General features: G+C 47.5%; 31 protein-coding genes. 29 read left to right on the forward strand and 2 right to left on the reverse strand.

Going from position 1 to position 16,747, the window contains the following annotated elements; genetic code table 11:
* Positions 1-46: 46 nt before the first annotated feature.
* Both G477_RS20645 and G477_RS21030 read right to left on the reverse strand, forming a co-directional pair.
* The gene (locus G477_RS20645; RefSeq protein ID WP_051288110.1) at positions 47-469 is read right to left on the reverse strand and encodes a PH domain-containing protein; all 423 of its coding nucleotides are present in this window, start codon (positions 467-469) and stop codon (positions 47-49) included.
* A 78-nt stretch (positions 470-547) separates the two neighbouring features.
* Positions 548-874, reverse strand: a complete 327-nt coding sequence (locus tag G477_RS21030) for a helix-turn-helix domain-containing protein (protein WP_026698704.1) — start codon at positions 872-874, stop codon at positions 548-550.
* A gap of 167 nt (positions 875-1,041) precedes the next feature.
* Here G477_RS21030 and G477_RS0115505 point away from each other — a divergent pair, with 167 nt between their 5' ends.
* The 29 genes from G477_RS0115505 (at position 1,042) to G477_RS0115675 (ending at position 16,746) form a co-directional block, all read left to right on the forward strand.
* On the forward strand, positions 1,042-1,269 hold the full coding sequence (locus G477_RS0115505; protein WP_026698705.1) for a helix-turn-helix transcriptional regulator: 228 nt from the start codon (positions 1,042-1,044) through the stop codon (positions 1,267-1,269).
* A gap of 130 nt (positions 1,270-1,399) precedes the next feature.
* Positions 1,400-2,128 (forward strand): antA/AntB antirepressor family protein, encoded by a 729-nt coding sequence (locus tag G477_RS0115515; protein WP_026698706.1) that lies wholly within the window; start codon positions 1,400-1,402, stop codon positions 2,126-2,128.
* Positions 2,129-2,378: 250 nt separating this feature from the next.
* Entirely contained in the window at positions 2,379-2,666 is a 288-nt protein-coding gene (locus G477_RS19875; RefSeq protein ID WP_051288114.1) for a helix-turn-helix domain-containing protein, read from the forward strand.
* Between the two features lie 66 nt (positions 2,667-2,732).
* The gene (locus G477_RS0115535; RefSeq protein ID WP_026698707.1) at positions 2,733-2,963 is read left to right on the forward strand and encodes a hypothetical protein; all 231 of its coding nucleotides are present in this window, start codon (positions 2,733-2,735) and stop codon (positions 2,961-2,963) included.
* The gene (locus G477_RS0115540; protein ID WP_026698708.1) at positions 2,951-3,160 is read left to right on the forward strand and encodes a hypothetical protein; all 210 of its coding nucleotides are present in this window, start codon (positions 2,951-2,953) and stop codon (positions 3,158-3,160) included. Before G477_RS0115535 ends, G477_RS0115540 begins: the two co-directional genes overlap by 13 nt.
* Positions 3,160-3,348: a hypothetical protein gene (locus G477_RS0115545; RefSeq protein WP_026698709.1), complete on the forward strand. Its 189-nt coding sequence runs from the start codon at positions 3,160-3,162 to the stop codon at positions 3,346-3,348. The genes G477_RS0115540 and G477_RS0115545 overlap by 1 nt, the downstream gene beginning before the upstream one ends.
* 12 nt (positions 3,349-3,360) lie before the next feature.
* A complete protein-coding gene (locus G477_RS0115550) occupies positions 3,361-3,570 on the forward strand; it encodes a hypothetical protein (protein ID WP_026698710.1) in 210 nt (69 codons plus the stop codon).
* A complete protein-coding gene (locus G477_RS20655) occupies positions 3,563-4,195 on the forward strand; it encodes an ERF family protein (RefSeq protein WP_051288117.1) in 633 nt (210 codons plus the stop codon). Before G477_RS0115550 ends, G477_RS20655 begins: the two co-directional genes overlap by 8 nt.
* Entirely contained in the window at positions 4,192-4,593 is a 402-nt protein-coding gene (gene ssb / locus G477_RS0115560) for a single-stranded DNA-binding protein (protein ID WP_026698711.1), read from the forward strand. The genes G477_RS20655 and ssb overlap by 4 nt, the downstream gene beginning before the upstream one ends.
* 176 nt (positions 4,594-4,769) lie before the next feature.
* Positions 4,770-4,895, forward strand: coding sequence for a hypothetical protein (locus tag G477_RS21640; protein WP_281171175.1), 126 nt, complete (start codon positions 4,770-4,772; stop codon positions 4,893-4,895).
* A 2-nt stretch (positions 4,896-4,897) separates the two neighbouring features.
* Positions 4,898-5,035 (forward strand): hypothetical protein, encoded by a 138-nt coding sequence (locus tag G477_RS21415; protein ID WP_170203895.1) that lies wholly within the window; start codon positions 4,898-4,900, stop codon positions 5,033-5,035.
* Positions 5,036-5,059: 24 nt separating this feature from the next.
* Complete coding sequence (locus G477_RS0115580; RefSeq protein WP_026698712.1) at positions 5,060-5,866, forward strand: hypothetical protein; 807 nt, start codon at positions 5,060-5,062, stop codon at positions 5,864-5,866.
* A 10-nt stretch (positions 5,867-5,876) separates the two neighbouring features.
* The gene (locus G477_RS0115585; protein WP_026698713.1) at positions 5,877-6,206 is read left to right on the forward strand and encodes a replicative helicase loader/inhibitor; all 330 of its coding nucleotides are present in this window, start codon (positions 5,877-5,879) and stop codon (positions 6,204-6,206) included.
* Entirely contained in the window at positions 6,199-7,488 is a 1,290-nt protein-coding gene (gene dnaB, locus G477_RS0115590; protein ID WP_026698714.1) for a replicative DNA helicase, read from the forward strand. The genes G477_RS0115585 and dnaB overlap by 8 nt, the downstream gene beginning before the upstream one ends.
* Positions 7,485-7,709 (forward strand): hypothetical protein, encoded by a 225-nt coding sequence (locus G477_RS21275; RefSeq protein ID WP_156897378.1) that lies wholly within the window; start codon positions 7,485-7,487, stop codon positions 7,707-7,709. The genes dnaB and G477_RS21275 overlap by 4 nt, the downstream gene beginning before the upstream one ends.
* Before the next feature lie 137 nt (positions 7,710-7,846).
* Positions 7,847-8,245, forward strand: coding sequence for a zinc-finger domain-containing protein (locus G477_RS0115600; protein ID WP_026698716.1), 399 nt, complete (start codon positions 7,847-7,849; stop codon positions 8,243-8,245).
* 27 nt (positions 8,246-8,272) lie between these two features.
* Positions 8,273-8,449, forward strand: coding sequence for a hypothetical protein (locus tag G477_RS21420; RefSeq protein WP_170203897.1), 177 nt, complete (start codon positions 8,273-8,275; stop codon positions 8,447-8,449).
* Between the two features lie 47 nt (positions 8,450-8,496).
* Positions 8,497-8,685: a hypothetical protein gene (locus tag G477_RS0115610; protein ID WP_026698717.1), complete on the forward strand. Its 189-nt coding sequence runs from the start codon at positions 8,497-8,499 to the stop codon at positions 8,683-8,685.
* A gap of 137 nt (positions 8,686-8,822) precedes the next feature.
* Positions 8,823-9,095, forward strand: coding sequence for a hypothetical protein (locus tag G477_RS19885; protein ID WP_035212193.1), 273 nt, complete (start codon positions 8,823-8,825; stop codon positions 9,093-9,095).
* Positions 9,096-9,232: 137 nt separating this feature from the next.
* Complete coding sequence (locus G477_RS21280; RefSeq protein ID WP_156897379.1) at positions 9,233-9,382, forward strand: hypothetical protein; 150 nt, start codon at positions 9,233-9,235, stop codon at positions 9,380-9,382.
* A gap of 17 nt (positions 9,383-9,399) precedes the next feature.
* Entirely contained in the window at positions 9,400-9,756 is a 357-nt protein-coding gene (locus tag G477_RS0115630; protein ID WP_026698718.1) for a hypothetical protein, read from the forward strand.
* Positions 9,734-10,360, forward strand: coding sequence for a dUTP diphosphatase (locus tag G477_RS0115635; protein WP_026698719.1), 627 nt, complete (start codon positions 9,734-9,736; stop codon positions 10,358-10,360). Before G477_RS0115630 ends, G477_RS0115635 begins: the two co-directional genes overlap by 23 nt.
* Positions 10,357-10,728: a RusA family crossover junction endodeoxyribonuclease gene (locus G477_RS0115640; protein WP_026698720.1), complete on the forward strand. Its 372-nt coding sequence runs from the start codon at positions 10,357-10,359 to the stop codon at positions 10,726-10,728. Before G477_RS0115635 ends, G477_RS0115640 begins: the two co-directional genes overlap by 4 nt.
* 230 nt (positions 10,729-10,958) lie before the next feature.
* Entirely contained in the window at positions 10,959-11,393 is a 435-nt protein-coding gene (locus G477_RS0115650) for a hypothetical protein (RefSeq protein WP_026698721.1), read from the forward strand.
* A 451-nt stretch (positions 11,394-11,844) separates the two neighbouring features.
* The gene (locus G477_RS0115655; RefSeq protein WP_156897380.1) at positions 11,845-12,318 is read left to right on the forward strand and encodes a PDDEXK family nuclease; all 474 of its coding nucleotides are present in this window, start codon (positions 11,845-11,847) and stop codon (positions 12,316-12,318) included.
* A 33-nt stretch (positions 12,319-12,351) separates the two neighbouring features.
* Positions 12,352-12,834 (forward strand): helix-turn-helix domain-containing protein, encoded by a 483-nt coding sequence (locus G477_RS19890; RefSeq protein WP_051288118.1) that lies wholly within the window; start codon positions 12,352-12,354, stop codon positions 12,832-12,834.
* The gene (gene terL, locus G477_RS19895; RefSeq protein WP_051288120.1) at positions 12,794-14,323 is read left to right on the forward strand and encodes a phage terminase large subunit; all 1,530 of its coding nucleotides are present in this window, start codon (positions 12,794-12,796) and stop codon (positions 14,321-14,323) included. The genes G477_RS19890 and terL overlap by 41 nt, the downstream gene beginning before the upstream one ends.
* Before the next feature lie 64 nt (positions 14,324-14,387).
* Positions 14,388-15,944, forward strand: coding sequence for a hypothetical protein (locus G477_RS0115670; protein WP_026698723.1), 1,557 nt, complete (start codon positions 14,388-14,390; stop codon positions 15,942-15,944).
* A complete protein-coding gene (locus G477_RS0115675) occupies positions 15,910-16,746 on the forward strand; it encodes a phage minor head protein (protein ID WP_026698724.1) in 837 nt (278 codons plus the stop codon). The genes G477_RS0115670 and G477_RS0115675 overlap by 35 nt, the downstream gene beginning before the upstream one ends.
* Position 16,747 lies beyond the last annotated feature (1 nt).

Raw genomic sequence — 16,747 nt, forward strand, 5'->3', positions numbered from 1 at the left:
TATGTTCGGTTATATGGTGAAAAGAAAAGCCCAGGTAGGGCTATTCTTAGATGCGTGTATTCTCCGATACAGATACATTGTTTTCTTTTCTCGCCTGCTTTACGTTTTCGCGTATGCTTTCTTTCATCTCCTGTGGATTCGGCACACCTTTCATGTAAAGTGACCCCATAGATACGTCGGTGCTGGATATTTTCAGATCGCCAATTCCGAACTTTTTTTGCATAAATGATTGATTTACGTTGAAATCACGAATCCGATATAACTCAACCTCTTTTTCGCTGCTGCTTCCCATACCTTCTTTAATGACGATCCGCTCGTTCGTTATTTTATATTCTTTGTTTTTCACTAAATACATTTTTATAAGTGGAATCGGGATCCAAATACCTAAAGTTAACAAAGTAAGAAATATGTCCACCCCTGTGACTGCGGACCACGGCGACGCGCTTCCTTCCCATACTACCTCTTCCATGATTAACAACCCCCGTTAATGTTTAAAATATCTTTCTTATCTATAATCTACCAGCATGCGGTAAAAATAAAAAGGGTACTACTGACCCTCTCTATCCTTGCGCTGCCGCTTGATAGCTTTCCAGATATCGATAGCTTCCTGCAGCTCTTCCTCAGACATGTCTTGATCCTTACCACGGCTAAAACTTATGTTCAGGTTTCCTTGAGGGTCGTCCGTGCGTCCCATAAGGTAGTCTGTCGTGACCTCGAAAAAATCAGCAAGCTTACCAAGGTTATCTGTGTCCGGAGTTCTTTCTCCACTTTCGTAACCAGATATAGAAACTTTAGAAACAAAAATCTTCTCTCCCAACTGTTGTTGAGTTAGATTCCTTTCTTTTCTTAATCTCTTTAGTCTCTGACCATCCATAAAAGTTTTCTCCTTAATCAATTCTTACACCCCATTATAGGTTAACTATTTGTTAATTGAAATAAAGTTAACTAATTCGGAACTTTTTTGCTCAAATGCATTGACAGTTAACTATTAGTGAATTATGATGTAGTTAACCTCAAGTTAACAAGAAAGAAGGTGATCACATGAAACTCGAAAAACTAAGAGAGTTGAGGTTGGAAAGCAAACTCACTTATAAACAGGTGGCGGAGAAAATCGGAGTATCTAAAGAGCATTACTGGATGATTGAAAACGGTAAACGACGACTTAACTATGATATGGCCGTTAGGATCGCTATCGTTTTCAACAAAAAACCAGATGAAATTTTTTTGACTACTGAGTTAACTAGAGGTGAACGAGAGGGGGTGAGCTAATGAACTGCCCGCGCTGCTCCTGGAAGTCCGAGGATTGGCACAAACTCTGCAGGATATGTTCCTACCCACTGCATAAAAGCTATGACGCAAATGTCGTAAACATCTGGACTAAAACAAAGGAGGCCAATAAATGACGGAACTAATTAACACTTTCAGCGGGGATAACAAAGAGGACATTTTAGTAAGTGGTCGCGAGCTTCATGAATTTATGGAGGTTGGGACAAGATACGACAACTGGTTTAAGCGCATGGCGGATTATGGTTTTGAGGAAAATGTTGATTTTATACCTGTTGTTCAAAAATGGACGACAGCTCAAGGTAACGAAACGACATCAACAGACCATCATCTAAAGCTAGATATGGGAAAAGAAATCGCCATGCTCCAACGCACCGAAAAAGGAAAGCAAGCCCGACAGTATTTTATCGAAGTCGAAAAGCGATGGAACAATCCTGAAATGGTCATCCAACGAGCTTTGCAGTATCAGCAGCAGAAAATCGAGGCATTGGAATCGGAGAAGCAGCAGAACCTTCCTTATACGCGATTCGGTCAGCAAGTTTCTAATTCAGACGCATCTATCAACATCGGTGCTTTCGCCAAGATGATCTACGACAAGCACGGCGTCAGTATCGGACGGAACAAGCTGTTTCAGTGGTTCCGAGAAAATGGATACTTCATTAAGCACGGGAGAGAGAAAAACAATCCAAAACAGAAATATATTGAACAGGGGTTGTTCAGCGTATCACCAACGGTCATCAGTCGTTCTCATGGTGATGTAGAGAGCTTTACCACACTGATCAGCGGCAAAGGACAGGTCAAATTTACAAATATATTGCTGGAAGAGTTTGCAGTCAATAAATAAAAGAGAAGCCCAGGCGCCGCGCCAACGACGCCCTAGGAGGGGTAATAATGGAGAGCAACAAGGTGAGCGATGCAACGTGGAGGAGTGTAGCGAGGTTTTTTCTTAAGACAACCGTGCCTCGAATTCTGGAGGAGGAGAGGAAAAAGCGTCAGTCGGTTTGACTAACTATATGTAGTATAACAACCAATGCCCGGTTATGTGATGACACCTCGTCATATATGACAGGACGTCATGAGAGGAGGTGAGGAACTTGGAGATAACAAAGACGCTAAGAAAAGCCCGAAAACGTGCAGGCATATCACAAGAAGAGCTGTCGATCCGTATGGACTATACCCAGACTCACATATCAAGACTGGAGAACGGGAGTAGGAGGGTCACTTGGGATGACGCCGTTAACTGGGCTAAGCAGACCAACGCCAATGATTTACTGATCGCCGCCATGATCGGCGCTGATGTGGCTAACGTGCAGCAGATCACTGAGTTCATATCGCAGTTGTCGCAATATATCGGATTCGCCATTTTAGGAGGGATAGCATGACCATATTTTTAAGCGGCGTTATTGTAGCAGCGTTTGCCGGACTATTTTATGAGGAGGTTATCAAAGATGAAGCAGCCTAAGATTTTTTATAAAGGCGAAGAGAGACCGGTGTTGAGCATGAAGTTTTTATACGGCGAACTTGATGTCATCGTGACAGAAGCTACGGACACACAAGAAGGCATAGCCATTTTCCGAGGTCCTACGCATTACGACGAGCCAGATTCTTACACACTAAATCACTGGCCCGACCTGAACCAGTTATTTATCGAAGAGGAGGAGCTAGCATGGAGCATGTAGAGAACCCGATTATCAGCGACCAGCATCCGGTTTTGGATCCGATGGACCGGCCACGAGTTGAGCAGTGCGCGCAGTGTGGCAAGACGCTCACAGAAGGCACAGAAACGCTTGTGATGGACGATATCCACTTTTGCGACATGCACTGCCTGCAGGATAACGTTCTCGAAAATATCGAATATGAGGAGGAAATCATCTGATGAAGAATCAGACACAAAAAAAGAAGGACGACCTGGCGGGGCCGACCTTCAACGGGGAGTTAGTTAGTACCTACTCCCCTCATTATACAAGAGAACTGGAAGAGAAAACAAGACAACAAATCCGCGATTACGAAAACGGCGATTATGTGATTATCTGCCGCAATCGTCCGGAACCTATCCCGTTTTGATGAGGTGAGACTATGAACGAATCATTTATGAAAGATATCTACCGGCAGCATCGCGCACAAAAGCGGGTGCTGGAGGATCACTACCGCAAATACGAAAAGTTGGAAGCGGAATTAAAGGCGCTGCCTTACGACATAAACGACGCCCGCGATGTCCTCAAAGGATATGAGGCAATCCTGCGAGACCATGATGATGACCCTTTTAAGGAGGCAGACCATGAATAAATCCGAATCAATCGAAAACATTGCTCCGGCGTTGGTCAAGTTTAACAAAAACGTCAGCAAAGTAGCCAAGGACGCCCAGAATCCTTTTCACAAATCCAATTATGCCACGTTAGATCAGATCATCCAGGAGGTGAGACCGGTCCTGCACGAGCAGGGCTTGTCAGTACTCCAGATCCCGAGCACCAATGACGATGGCACGATGACCGTCAAAACGATGCTGCTACACGAATCTGGGGAGTTTATGGAGTCCGAGGGCATTACCCTACGGCTGGCAAAAAACGATCCACAGGGGGCGGGGGCGGGCGTCACATACGCTCGTCGTTATGACCTCTGTGCTTTCCTATCACTTAATACCGGAGACGATGATGACGGCAACAGTGCCAGTCAGCCACCACAAAACAACCAGCAGCCTAAAAAGGTGACCGCAAAGCAGGCAGACCAGCTTAAGGAGTCAGCGCAAGAATTGGCGGAATTGAGGGGCGTGGACACCAACGATGTGTATCAGCATCTCAATGTATCGAACATGCAAAACCTGACAGAAAACGACTTTAAGCAAATCATGAACAAACTACACCGCTGGAAAGAGTCCGCAAAACAGAAGCAAACCGAGGAGGCAGAAGCATGATCAACGCAGTGACACTGGTGGGGAGGCTTACCAAAGATATTGAACTCCGATACACCGGAAACGGTACGGCCGTCGCTAATTTTACCCTGGCGGTCAACCGACCCTTTAAAACCAAGTCGGGCGAGCAGGAAGCCGATTTTATTAACTGCCAAGTATGGCGCAAACAAGCCGAGAACGCCGCTAACTATCTGAGTAAAGGTAGCCAGGCGGGAGTGACCGGCCGTATCCAGACGAGGAGCTATGACAACAACGAGGGCAAACGCATCTTTGTGACAGAGGTTGTCGCAGACCAGGTGGCATTTCTCGAGCCCAAAGGCAGCGGATCAGGACAGTCATCGCCACCTCAAACAGAGCAGGGACAACCTGTAGACATCAATGATGACGACCTGCCGTTTTGATGCAAGTGAAAGTAAGCATCCCGGACGCGATCCAGTCCCTCGCCAAGCAGCAGGGCTGGACACGCCGGAGATACGAAGACTACGCAAAAGCTTATCTGAGCAAAGTGCATCCGCGTCTACGCTTTATGGAATTGGATGGACCGGATGCGCTTTGTAAAACCAAGGAGGACAACTAAATGGGAGATATTACAGAAATGATTATGGAAGGTATCTTGTGCGACGTTTGCGGCGGTCTGGCTATTACAGAGAACGAACAAGAACCTGGACACCCACAGACTTGTGAAGATTGTGAGGAGGACTAACCATGCCTAAACGCAAACGCCGCCGGAAGTGGCTGCTGCTGTTTCGACGGGAGGAAGGCTACAAGGTCTGGCGGTACGAGCCGCTCAGAAAAGATGAGATCAATGCTAGAAAGCGGCAAGGCTGGAGAGTGTGGCATTAAACAACATGAAGGGAGAGGCGGTTATTGAAGGGGTATATCAAAGATTATCGCAAAGAACTGGAAAGCGAGATATGGCTTATGCCGCCTCTCTATCATCGTGTTTGGCAGTTTCTGAAGTACAAAGTCAATCACAAGGAAAACGTGGTGCCAATGAGCGACGGTTCAACACTGACGATTCAAGAGGGGCAGCATCTAACGTCCGTCCGAAAGATAGCGAAAGGCATAGGCTACTACGAGCAAGGCGCATGGAAAGAGCCCAACCCGAAAACAATCCAAAGAATACTCGACTGGTTAAAGAAAAAAGACATGATCTCTATAAGTACCGGACATGGTAACAGCAAGTACACACTAATAACCCTTACGCAATGGGAATCTTACCAGTCGAAAGATAGAGAAGGTAACAGTGAGTACACAGCTAGTACACAGCTGATGGAGAGAAACAAGAATGAGAAGAATGAAAAGAATGAGGAAAAGAAAGAGAGTCCCAAATTGAAATTTGAGACGCACCATTTAAAGCTGGCGGAATTGCTGTTTAAAAAAATAAAAGAAAACGATCCGGGAGCGAAAGAGCCGAACTTAGAAAAATGGGCGCACACCTTCCGGCTGATGATGGAGAGAGACGATCGACCAGGCAAGGAGATACAAGAGTTAATCATGTGGTCGCAGGACAATGACTTTTGGAAGTCGAACATCCTGTCCGCAAGCAAGCTAAGGGAGAAGTATTCCACCTTAAAAATGCAAAGGGAGTATGAGAATAACAAAACTCTCAAGCTTGTAAATGGCGGCAAGAATAGCAATTACGATCCTTTAGCTAAATTTAGAGAGGAATAGAGGTGCAACGATGGAGCGAAAGCAAGCAGTTGCAGTTATCGACACAATTATGCAGCTTTATCCAAGAGCAGAATTTACAGAAAAGAAGATAGAAATCCTGATAGCCGCTCTCCAAAAGATGGACTATAAGGGCGTCATGAAGAACCTGGAGGCATACGTTGCTGAAAAGCCATATCCGCCTACTGTGGCAGAAATAGCATCCTACCCACCTGAACCCAACGAGCATTTCAAAAAACAGCAGGAGTGGGAACGTGAGGCAGCCAAAGTGCCACAGGAAAAGAAAGAGGAGTTCCGCCGCAAAATGAAGCAGGCGATTCGGCAGGTGAATACTCATGGCTGACCGCAGAGAATTAGAAGAGTCGCTGTTAGGATCGTTCTTCCTTGAGCCATCGCTCATACAAGAATCCAGAATCGAACCAGACATGATGCAGCACGTTGCGACCAAAACTATTTACGAGGGCATGGTCCGACTGAGAGAAGAAGGCACTGGCATTGATGTCATGACGCTGATCGACCGTGTGAATCCAGAGGTACTCGATCAAAGTGGCGGAATAGAGTATCTGGCCCAGATAGCCGCATCTGTACCGACTACCTCCCACTTTAAGCATTATGAACAGCGCATCATTGAGCATTACAAGTTGGAAGAAGCACGGCGGGCGGCGACCCAGTATATCAACGATGTATCCGAGGACAATCTGCATGCATTAAAACAGCGATTGGATCAGGTTGAGGAGATCCGATCCACGGCAGACTCCAAGAGCTTCCGTGATGTCGTGTTAGAGGTGGCGGACGACATGCACGGTATCGGCGTTACCACCGGACACCTGACCGGATTATACGATTTTGACCGCATGACCGGAGGGTTACAACAGACAGACCTCATCATCGTGGCTGCACGCCCCTCTATGGGCAAAACAGCCTTCTCGCTGGAGTTAGCCTCCTCCCAGACCAAAAACGGCAAGACAAGCCATTTCTTCAGCTTAGAGATGGGGGCAAAACAATTGGTCAAGCGATTGATTAGCGCACAGGGGAATATCGACGGGGCTAAGTGGAGAGACCCAGAACGATTGTTTGCAGAGCAGGACTACCAAAAAGCGATCTATGCCATGGATGAGCTTAGCAAGTGGGATTTCCGCATCCATGAGAACGATCGGACGGTCGCTGACATCCGAGCCAAGATCCGGCAGGCGGTAAACAAAGAACCGGACGGGGATCACATTGTCATCATCGATTACCTGCAGCTTATCACCGGCGGCGGAAGATTTGAGAACCGTGTCCAGGAAGTCGGTTATATCACACGAGAGCTCAAACTGCTGGCAAAGGAGATGGAGATCCCGATTGTTTTACTCTCTCAACTCTCGCGAGGGGTGGAGCAGAGGCAAGATAAACGTCCGATGATGTCGGATATTCGAGAGTCCGGCAACGTAGAGCAGGATGCGGATGTGATTGCTTTCCTCTACCGCGATGACTACTACAACCAGGAGTCTGAGCTCAAAGACATTATCGAGGTGATCATCGCTAAGCAGCGGAACGGACCAATCGGGACGGCGGAACTCGCTTTTGTTAAAGAGCACAACAAGTTTTTGAATCTCGAAAGCAACCTAGAGGAGGTGCCGGTATGATGCACAAAGTTGTTTTTACCCTTTTGCGGATGCATTACGAAACAACAGGAGAAATATTGGAGCACAAACGATTTTTAGAGTGTGTTAAGGACTACAACGCTGATGACATTAGTTATGGAATACAAATGTTCAGCCGCTGGTTGGATAGACAGGAGGCAAACAATGCAGCTAAGGAAAGCCACGCTACAGGAGAGCATCGTGAAGCGCAATATACAACTTAAGCAAAAAATACGAGAACAGGACTTCGAAATGGAGGAAAAGGATCAACTGCTGGAGCATCAGCAGGTCAAGATCCGGCAGCTCTTGGCACAGGAAGCCTACCTGCTCAATCGACTACAAAAAGCGGAGGAGGACAAGCATGCAAGTCACCGAGGAACGTATCAGGCTGCTGAACAAGCAAAAAGAGATTGAGAATACCATCTGCTATAACTGTCCGCGCGGCAAACCATCTGACGCGGCGCACAAGGTCTATACGGCGTTTATGAGAGACAACTGCTTATCGGACTGTCCCACCGGTCAACGTTTGCAGGAAATAGGCGCAAGGTTGCTGGGCGAAGATTTTAAGCAAATCAACAAAGGCAATTTTGACTATGATGCTTACGTGTATTACAGAGCAAACGGGTACACGGTCACGCAAATATCCGAGATTCTAAAGACCAACGCCACCACGATCAAGAAAAACAGAGACGCTGCCGGTCATCCAGTCAAGGATCAGGAGCTTTGTAAGCAGATTTTAGCTGGGCGTGTGGCGCATTAGAACGAAAATGTGAAAGGAGTGATTGTAATGGGAGAAAAACCGAAAGTAGATTTAGATAATTGGAACCAGCAGCTAATTATCACTGGTATGACTGGATTAGTCAAAGATGAAGGCTACACACCAAGAGAGGTTTTTATGTTACTTGATGAAATAGAAAAAGATACGTTTCATGCGCTGTCTGAAATCCGAAAGGGTAACGCGTAAAACGCCGATGATGCGAAGTGAAACGCGAAAAGGGAGGAATTAGTAGAATGAAGATGCAGAGAGCGTATCTAATCAAAGGTACAGAGAAAGTGGTTATTCAAAAATCAATGGCACCGGATGTTAGCGAGGATGGATTTCAGGAAGTTATGGTGTTTGTCCCTATGGATGAGATAAAAATGTGGGCTGAAGAGATAGAGATGATGGGATTGGATGAAGATGATGAGGAATATTTCTAAATCCGCCGATGATGCGAAATAAAAGGGAGGAATAAACGATGAATAAAATCAACCACTGCGCAAAATGCGGGCATCCGACGTTATTAAACCAGAAACTATGTGCCTTGTGTGACAGAGATGAGAGGGAGGGTTAATAAATGCATGAAATGACACTGAAAGGATTGTTACGGGTTGGTCGCTCTTATTTTACAGAGCATGAAGCAAAATGGATGATCATTGGAGTGCAAGCCTATGGCAATGAAGTTGAATGGATAATTAACCCGAAAGCAAACTTTAAAACAAAACTAGAATACTACGAACAAGCTTATAACGAGGATTTGACGCTAAAAGACAACAGCAATATAAAAATCGTAGATTATGATTTCGTTGAGCACATTCTATTTGAGGATCCTGAAACGGAGGACGAGTGAATGCACGGCGAGACACCCAAAGTCATCAAAACCAAAAACGGCACACCGACGGTCATCGAATGGCTGGGGCAGCGTTATACGCTGACGCACCCGAGTCATACAAGGGGTAATCAGGAGATCCAGAGGAGGGCGCAGTGATGATATACGTATTCCAGACGCTGCTGATCCTGATGATGCTTATCAGTTTTATTGGGGCTATCAGCAGCAAAGAAAAGGACATCCAGCAGATGATGGCGATGTCGTCCGCAGTAACCGTGGTGGCTTTGACTATAACTTTTGTTTATTGAAAGAGGAGGGCAAAGTGATGCCGACATGGAGAGTGACGATCAAAGAGGCGAGGCAAACGAGTAACTATATCTGGCAGTGCCTGGCGATCGGGGAGTACGGCGAGGATCTGTCGGTGACGTTTTTTAAAAGGCAGCCTCAAGTAGGAGAGGAATTGATTTTAAACGGCAAACACGATTACAACCGATCCGGCACAAAAGCGGATATCCAGTATCTGCGGGCTGAGCCGGTAGGTGATAATCCCACCTTAGACCAGGCAGGGGCGATCGACGGCAACTTTATAGCAGACCGGTGGATTAACAAGGAGACCAAGGAGTTTATCAGATTTCATCATAGGTATTGGAGGTCAGAGCATGGATCTAAAACAACTGTTTGATATGCAGCGGAATCTTGACGAGGACATCGTAGCCAACAAGGGACTGGAGGGCGTTGATACGCTTCCGGACAAGGTGCTGGCTCTGATCGTAGAGCTGGGCGAGTGCGCCAATGAGTGGCGTGGATTTAAATTCTGGAGCGAGGATCAGGAGCCAAGAAATGAAGTTGTGAAGATTATCGCATGCGATAACTGCGACGGGACTAGTATCGACCCCGTCATACAAGAATCGTGCGCGGTGTGTGAAGGCGACGGAGTGATAGGTGATGGATATGAAAATAAGCTGCTAGAAGAATACGTGGATTGTCTGCATTTTCTGCTATCTATCGGGTTGGAGATTGATGACGAGATAGGAGATTGGGATTTATCGGAGTTTCACAGCTTCATGATTGATGATATCACAGAGCAATTTACCCTTGTTTCGCAAGTTGCTGCAGAGCTAAGAGGTGTAAAAGGAGATGAGGAGAGAGAGTATTTTGTTCTAAAAATGGCCTTCAGTTATTTCTTAGGTTTAGGCGAGATGCTCGGCTTTTCTTGGGAGGATATCACAGAGGCATATATGGACAAGAACAAGACGAACCATGAGCGGCAGGTGAATGGGTATTGATTACTCTCACCATTCCAGGGAAGCCGGTTCCTGCTGTGCGTATGACCGGTAGAGGGGCGCATGTAAAACCGAATGCCAAAAGATATTTAGACTACAAAAGCAGTGTAGGGTGGCTGGCAAAGAGTCAATATAAGCAGCCTCCGATGACAGCAAACGTCGCTGTTAATGTCACTTTTTACATTCATGGGAAGGTTCGTGGCGACATCGACAACCTCTTTAAAAGCGTTACAGACGGACTCAATAAGATTATATACAAAGATGACAAACAGATTACTCAAGCGGTTGCCGAGATTAAAAGCTGTGATAAGGATGAGGACCACGTTGTTATAGAGATAAAAGAGGCAAGGAAGGGGTGTGACGATGTTTGACTACCGCAAGTACACACAACCAGCAGAGGGATCAGGAGTCAAGGTGACGCATTGGACTCAAGAGGAAATAGAGGAACGCTGCCCGCCAGTGGAACGGTCGCTCTTGGATGAAGAAATCCACTACAACCAGTCGAAAATGCAAAATTGGAAGTGGAGTAGATAACAAAAAAGCCGCCCCTCTCAGGACGGCAGCGCCTACTGCTAGTATATCACACTCTGGGAGGGGTAGGATGACAACGATCGAGAGGAGCACCTACAAACAAATGGAGGAACTATGGTTTAACTATGAGCAGTTAGCTAAGGACGTACACAACATGCGTATGGACCTGATTAGTCCACACCAGGAAGTGGTAGACGAGAATACGGACGGCGGGAAGTCTGGACGCATCTCTGCGCCAACAGAAGCTATTGCGACCAGACTCGTCACAGACACTGAGCTCCACAAAAAAGAAGCTACCCTCACCGCCATAGAACGAGTGTATAACATGCTGCCGCCTGCGTATAGGAGACTGGCCATGATGCGATACTGGACCACGTACAACAAGCGAACATGGGAGGGCATCGCCTACCATCTCGGCATATGCGAAAGGCAGGCAAGGAGATGGAGAGACCAGATCATGCAGGCGACTCATGAAGAGATTCAAAATTCTTTCGAGAAAATTTGAAAATGTCCGTTTTCCCTCTTTTTTAGGTTATAAAATGCTAGTATGGAAGGCTGGAACGGGGAGGTCTACTCCTCATGCTTAGCCGCACCCTAGTGCCGAGCGTCTGGTTGAGCGCTTGTGCATTAGCAATCAACATATCGCGGGTGCGCAACCCCATTCCTCCTGAATGATTGCTGCCGCATGCGTGTATAGCGCACCCGCACATGTTCAAGGCGCGACTAGGATTTCCTGGCCGCGTCTTTTTATTGTCTGCTTCCAGGGCACAAATGACAGAGCCGCGCGCTCAGCCCTGGAAAGAGCCAATAGAAAATGCCGTTATATCAACACTCGCATCTTGCAAAATGGTATAATATAGGTATGGAGATAGGCCTGTACAGCCGAAAAGGAAGCACCCACTTCCCTTCTCCATAATTTATAAATGGGTCTACTGTGGTAGGTGGGTAATGTGAACTTGTCTCGAGAACAAACTTATGAAATTCTAAAGCAGCCCATACAATCAGATTTTTTAGGGAACGAAAAAGCTTTTGAAGCTCATTTGGTTGAACATCTTGAAGAGATAAACGATATGTTAAACCTTAGTAAAATAACTGCAATCGGACAGCAAAAGCAAATACGGTTCCAGGGTTCTCAAATCATTATGGACATTCTTACTCGTCACGAAGATGGAAGTGCCACTATTTATGAGGTGAAAAAACCTAACTCTAAAAATGCTCATACATCTCCTTTTGCTCAAATGAGCGCAATAGGTCAATTACTTCTCTATCAAAATGTATTTCAGCACAAAACGAGCACTAAGCCGAGGTTGGTTCTTGCAGACAACAAGATTCACTTAAGAACATTTATGGCTTTTGAAGGTAATGACTTACCAATCACTTTGTTGGAGTTTCAAAAAAATCAAATTTTCATTCCTTACAGGGCCTTTTAAGGCTCTTTTTTTATGATTAAAGGAGGTGAGGGAATGGGGCGAAAGAACAAATACGATGAGTTGGATATAGCGGATCGGTTGGACCTGGTCGAAGGGTGGAAGCGAGACGGCTTATCGGACGAACAAATAAGCAAAAACCTTGGCGTGTCGTACCAAACGCTGAAAGAGTGGAAAAAGAAGTATCCAGCTTTCTTAGCCGCCATAAAAAAGGGCAAAGAGGTATCGGACTATGAATTAGAGAATGTACTACACCGTCGAGCGACCGGCTATTACTACACAGAGGAGACGGTCACCAACAAAGGAGATGTCGTCACCGTAGAAAAGTACGAACACCCAAACCCCACCTCCTTGATCTTTGCGCTGAAGAACAGGCTGCCAGAGAAATACAGTGACAAGCAGAACGTCGAACACTCCGGCACAGTCACGAACCAGAACATCGACATGTCCAGCATCAGCACAGAGGAGTTGAAACGCCTTGCCAACCTTGACCACAGCACAGAAGAAGACGATCGCTGAGCAGGCACGACAAGAGATAGCGAGGCGAAACATTATGCCGTTCACGAGGTATACATTTCCGGACTACGCCCCGAGTTGGCACCACCACCTACTGGCTTCATACTTGGATGAGTTTGTGTTCGGGGATATCGACCGGCTTATGGTGTTCATGCCACCGCGATACGGCAAGTCTGAGCTCGTCAGTAGGAGGCTCCCATCTTTCATATTTGGCAACGATCCGGAGGCTCAGATCATATCAGCAAGTTACGGATCGGACTTAGCCAGCCGGATGAATCGGGATGTGCAGCGTATTGTTGATTCTCCTACTTACCATGATTTGTTTCCTCAGACCACGTTGAACGACTCCAATGTGCGTTCGGTGGCCAATGGTAGTTATTTAAGAAATAGTGATATATTCGAGATTGTAGGACATCGAGGTACGTACAAGAGTTCGGGTGTAGGTGGAGCTATCACCGGTATGGGCATGACATACGGTATTATTGATGACCCGATTAAGAACAGGCAGGATGCTGAGTCGCCTACGATTCGAGAGGGAATATGGGATTGGTACATTTCCACGTTTTATACCAGACTTGAAAAAGGCGGGAAAATCCTGATCACACTAACGCGCTGGCACGAGGACGACTTGGCAGGAAGGCTGCTCGAAAAGCAAGATAAAGACCCGAAGGCTGACCAGTGGACTGTGCTCAACTTACCGGCTATCGCCGAAGAACCGATCCATCCAGAAGATCCACGGAAGGAAGGGGAGGCGTTATGGCCCGAAAAATACCCGAAAGAGGAGCTCCTTAAAATCAAAGCTACTGTCGGATCGTATGAGTGGAATGCCATGCATCAGCAGCGTCCAGCAGCAGCCGACGGCAATCTGTTTAAGCGTCCGTACTTTCGCTATTTCACAGCGAGAGACGGATTGTTTTATTTGGAGCGTCCTGGATCGACAGATAGGAAGGTTGCACGAGATGACTGCTACATTTTCCAGACTTGCGATCCTGCGGGTAGTACCAAGACAACAGCAGACTACTTTGTTATGGCGACATGGGCGATGACACCTCACCATGAGCTCCTGCTGCTTGATGTTTACCGAGACAAGTTGGAGGGGCCAGATCAACCGGAACTGTTTAGGCAATCCTACCAGCGATGGTATCCGGTCCTGCAAGGGGTAGAGCCAGCGAATATGGGGCTGACGCTCTACCAGACGCTCCAACGCACGGGACTGCCGGTGGTAGAGCTCAAGCCGGATAAAGATAAGGTTACAAGGGCTCTGCCAATGGCCGCGAAGTACGAGGCGGGGCAGGTGTATCATCCCTATGCAGCAGAGTTTGTGGAGGCTTTTGAAAAAGAACTTCTCGGCTTTCCTAATGGCAAAAATGATGACCAGGTGGACGTTACAAGCTATGCTGCTGTTGTCCAAGCGAGAATCGAGGAAATGCTCATGACTCAGCAAGACGACATGATTGTCTATGACGATGACGTAGAGATCAGCCCATACTGAGGAGGTGGTCCACATCTCGGACGCTGTGCCGATATACAGCGGTTTGCAGAAAGGTGGTGAGTGAATGACATCAAAATACGAAAGTATGAGCGAGGCCGAACTCCGGAACTATGCGGCAGGAGCAGACGACTCCATCAATCTGATGCAAGAGCGTATGGCCGAACTTGAGTTTGCCATGGAGGATGCTGGTTGGAAGAAGCTAAGCTATGAGTCTGAAAAAGAGTTTAGTCGTGAAGGATTACAGCGCATCAATCAGCTATCTCGGTATTTCTTTTTGAAGAACCCTCTCATCAGGCGTGCGGTGCTCACACAGTCTAACTATGTGTTCGGCCAAGGGGTCGAGTTTACGAGTTCGGATCCGGAGAGCCCCACGCAAGATATTCTCGATGATTTTATCTATGACGAGGAAAACCGACGAGAGCTCACCAGCCACGAAGCCATGATGATGAAAGAAAACGAACTCAACTTATTTGCCAATCTCTTTTTCGTCTTGTTTGTGGATCGGAGCACCAAGAAAACGACCGTCCGCACGATACCGATTGACGAAATCACCGACATTATCATGGATCCAGACGATGCCAAGCGGCCGCTATTTTATAAGCGGGAACGCACGGTGCAGCGCATGAATTTTGATACTGGTAACTACCAAGCCAAGCAGGAAGTGGAGTACTACAAAGACTGGCGGGTGGATGACCGACAACATAATAACAGACAACAGATCGGCGGTTATCCTGTAAGGCAGGATGCCGTCGTTTATCATGTGCACACGAACAAACTCTCAGATCAAAAGTTTGGCGTGTCCGAGATCTATGCCGCGCTTGATTGGGCGCGGGCGTATAAAGAGTTCCTCGAAAATTGGGCGACGATCACCAAAGCCCACAGTCGTTTCGCATGGCAGATGACCACGAAAGGTGGCAGGAAAGGTGTTAATCAAGCCCAGCAGCAGTTAAATAGCACGATGGGGGCCCAGGGAGGTCGTGAGAGCAACCCACCTCCCGTAACGGCCAGTACTTTTGTGGGCAGCGAAGGAAACGAGTTAAAGCCGGTCAAAACAGCAGGAGCTCAACCCTCAGCGGCAGACGGTCAGCACATGGTGCACATGGTAAGCGCGGCCACAGGTATCTTTTACCACTATCTCGTGGGCGATCCGAGCACCGGCAACCTAGCGACCGCAAAAAGCATGGAACGACCGATGGAGCTTCAGTTCCGGAACCGTCAGCAGCTTTGGAAAACCGTCTTCCAGAACATTATCAGCTATGCGATTAAGCAGCATCAGCCAGATTTTGAGGAGTCCATCGATGTAAGCTTCCCATCCTTGCTCGACCATGATACATCCGAAATGATCGGGGCGATCGTGCGGGCGGTGACGCTGGAAGGACAGCAAGCTACCACGATGCCGATGCGGTATGCTACGAAGCTTCTGCTGCAGGAACTCGGCGAGGAAAACATCGACGAGAAGTTGGATGAGTGGTTTCCGGAGGGGAACGAAATGCCGAGCACGGGAACAGACGCAGGCATGAATGCAGACAACGCTGACGGCCTTGTCGATGAAGCTCTGAAAGAGTGGAGAGAGGCGGTGAAGCACCTTGCATCCAGACGAGAGGGCGATACAGGCGTTTGATCGGCTACAGGAAGCCGCTCAAACTCGCAAAAAGTGGAGAACACTCGAAGAGATCGAGAAGAAACTCCAGCGCGGTCTTAAGCAGGTGTGGAGTAAACAGGCTGATGCCTATGTGGAAGAACTCGAAAAGAATCAAACGCGCATTGACGCACTCTCAGAGGGTGCTTTTTTTGTTGAGGCAGATTCTGACGACATCCACAACAGTGCATCCCGGGCAAGCGAGCGGGTCATTGATGATGAGTTAAAAGAGGTTATCGATACAGGATTACGCGCAGCGTTGGAAGAGGGCGGTAAGCACCTGTTGGCAGACATCGACGAGGACCAGCCATTCACGATCCAAAACACCCGAGCCGAGGACTACATCAGCAGCCGATCGGCCACACAGGTGACAAGGGTCAAGGAAACGACGCGAAAGCGGATCCGGAGAACCTTAGAAAAAGGCATGGCTGAGAAAAAGAGCTACCAAGCACTGGCACGAGATATCAAACAGTCCTTTTCCGGATTTAGCGGGAGGCGCGGACAAGAACATATCCGCGACCGAGCCGAATTGGTGGCCGTTACGGAAATTGGCGAAGCTTTTGAGGAAGGATCCGAGGTAGCGGCAGACAAAATAGCCGAGAAAGGCATCCATCTTGAAAAGGCGTGGCAAACATCCGAAGATGCCCGCGTCAGTGATGGATGCTTAGACAATCAGAATCAGGGGTGGATACCGAATGACCAAGACTTTCAGAGCGGCCACATGCACCCGTTACGGTTTCCTGGGTGCAGATGCACCTGTCTACGTCGGAGAAAAAGGGGGTGAT

It is taken from the genome of Alkalicoccus chagannorensis DSM 18086 (genome assembly GCF_000429725.1).
Classification (GTDB): Bacteria; Bacillota; Bacilli; order Bacillales; family Salisediminibacteriaceae; genus Alkalicoccus; species Alkalicoccus chagannorensis.

Excerpts from the sequence above, each read along its gene's own strand:
- G477_RS20645 (WP_051288110.1), bottom strand. The coding sequence starts at position 469 with ATGGAAGAGGTAGTATGGGAAGGAAGCGCGTCGCCGTGGTCCGCAGTC.
- G477_RS21030 (WP_026698704.1), bottom strand. The coding sequence starts at position 874 with ATGGATGGTCAGAGACTAAAGAGATTAAGAAAAGAAAGGAATCTAACT.
- G477_RS0115505 (WP_026698705.1), top strand. The coding sequence starts at position 1,042 with ATGAAACTCGAAAAACTAAGAGAGTTGAGGTTGGAAAGCAAACTCACT.
- G477_RS0115515 (WP_026698706.1), top strand. The coding sequence starts at position 1,400 with ATGACGGAACTAATTAACACTTTCAGCGGGGATAACAAAGAGGACATT.
- G477_RS0115535 (WP_026698707.1), top strand. The coding sequence starts at position 2,733 with ATGAAGCAGCCTAAGATTTTTTATAAAGGCGAAGAGAGACCGGTGTTG.
- G477_RS0115540 (WP_026698708.1), top strand. The coding sequence starts at position 2,951 with ATGGAGCATGTAGAGAACCCGATTATCAGCGACCAGCATCCGGTTTTG.
- G477_RS0115545 (WP_026698709.1), top strand. The coding sequence starts at position 3,160 with ATGAAGAATCAGACACAAAAAAAGAAGGACGACCTGGCGGGGCCGACC.
- G477_RS0115550 (WP_026698710.1), top strand. The coding sequence starts at position 3,361 with ATGAACGAATCATTTATGAAAGATATCTACCGGCAGCATCGCGCACAA.
- G477_RS20655 (WP_051288117.1), top strand. The coding sequence starts at position 3,563 with ATGAATAAATCCGAATCAATCGAAAACATTGCTCCGGCGTTGGTCAAG.
- ssb (WP_026698711.1), top strand. The coding sequence starts at position 4,192 with ATGATCAACGCAGTGACACTGGTGGGGAGGCTTACCAAAGATATTGAA.
- G477_RS21640 (WP_281171175.1), top strand. The coding sequence starts at position 4,770 with ATGGGAGATATTACAGAAATGATTATGGAAGGTATCTTGTGCGACGTT.
- G477_RS21415 (WP_170203895.1), top strand. The coding sequence starts at position 4,898 with ATGCCTAAACGCAAACGCCGCCGGAAGTGGCTGCTGCTGTTTCGACGG.
- G477_RS0115585 (WP_026698713.1), top strand. The coding sequence starts at position 5,877 with ATGGAGCGAAAGCAAGCAGTTGCAGTTATCGACACAATTATGCAGCTT.
- dnaB (WP_026698714.1), top strand. The coding sequence starts at position 6,199 with ATGGCTGACCGCAGAGAATTAGAAGAGTCGCTGTTAGGATCGTTCTTC.
- G477_RS21275 (WP_156897378.1), top strand. The coding sequence starts at position 7,485 with ATGATGCACAAAGTTGTTTTTACCCTTTTGCGGATGCATTACGAAACA.
- G477_RS0115600 (WP_026698716.1), top strand. The coding sequence starts at position 7,847 with ATGCAAGTCACCGAGGAACGTATCAGGCTGCTGAACAAGCAAAAAGAG.
- G477_RS21420 (WP_170203897.1), top strand. The coding sequence starts at position 8,273 with ATGGGAGAAAAACCGAAAGTAGATTTAGATAATTGGAACCAGCAGCTA.
- G477_RS0115610 (WP_026698717.1), top strand. The coding sequence starts at position 8,497 with ATGAAGATGCAGAGAGCGTATCTAATCAAAGGTACAGAGAAAGTGGTT.
- G477_RS19885 (WP_035212193.1), top strand. The coding sequence starts at position 8,823 with ATGCATGAAATGACACTGAAAGGATTGTTACGGGTTGGTCGCTCTTAT.
- G477_RS21280 (WP_156897379.1), top strand. The coding sequence starts at position 9,233 with ATGATATACGTATTCCAGACGCTGCTGATCCTGATGATGCTTATCAGT.
- G477_RS0115630 (WP_026698718.1), top strand. The coding sequence starts at position 9,400 with ATGCCGACATGGAGAGTGACGATCAAAGAGGCGAGGCAAACGAGTAAC.
- G477_RS0115635 (WP_026698719.1), top strand. The coding sequence starts at position 9,734 with ATGGATCTAAAACAACTGTTTGATATGCAGCGGAATCTTGACGAGGAC.
- G477_RS0115650 (WP_026698721.1), top strand. The coding sequence starts at position 10,959 with ATGACAACGATCGAGAGGAGCACCTACAAACAAATGGAGGAACTATGG.
- G477_RS19890 (WP_051288118.1), top strand. The coding sequence starts at position 12,352 with ATGGGGCGAAAGAACAAATACGATGAGTTGGATATAGCGGATCGGTTG.
- G477_RS0115670 (WP_026698723.1), top strand. The coding sequence starts at position 14,388 with ATGACATCAAAATACGAAAGTATGAGCGAGGCCGAACTCCGGAACTAT.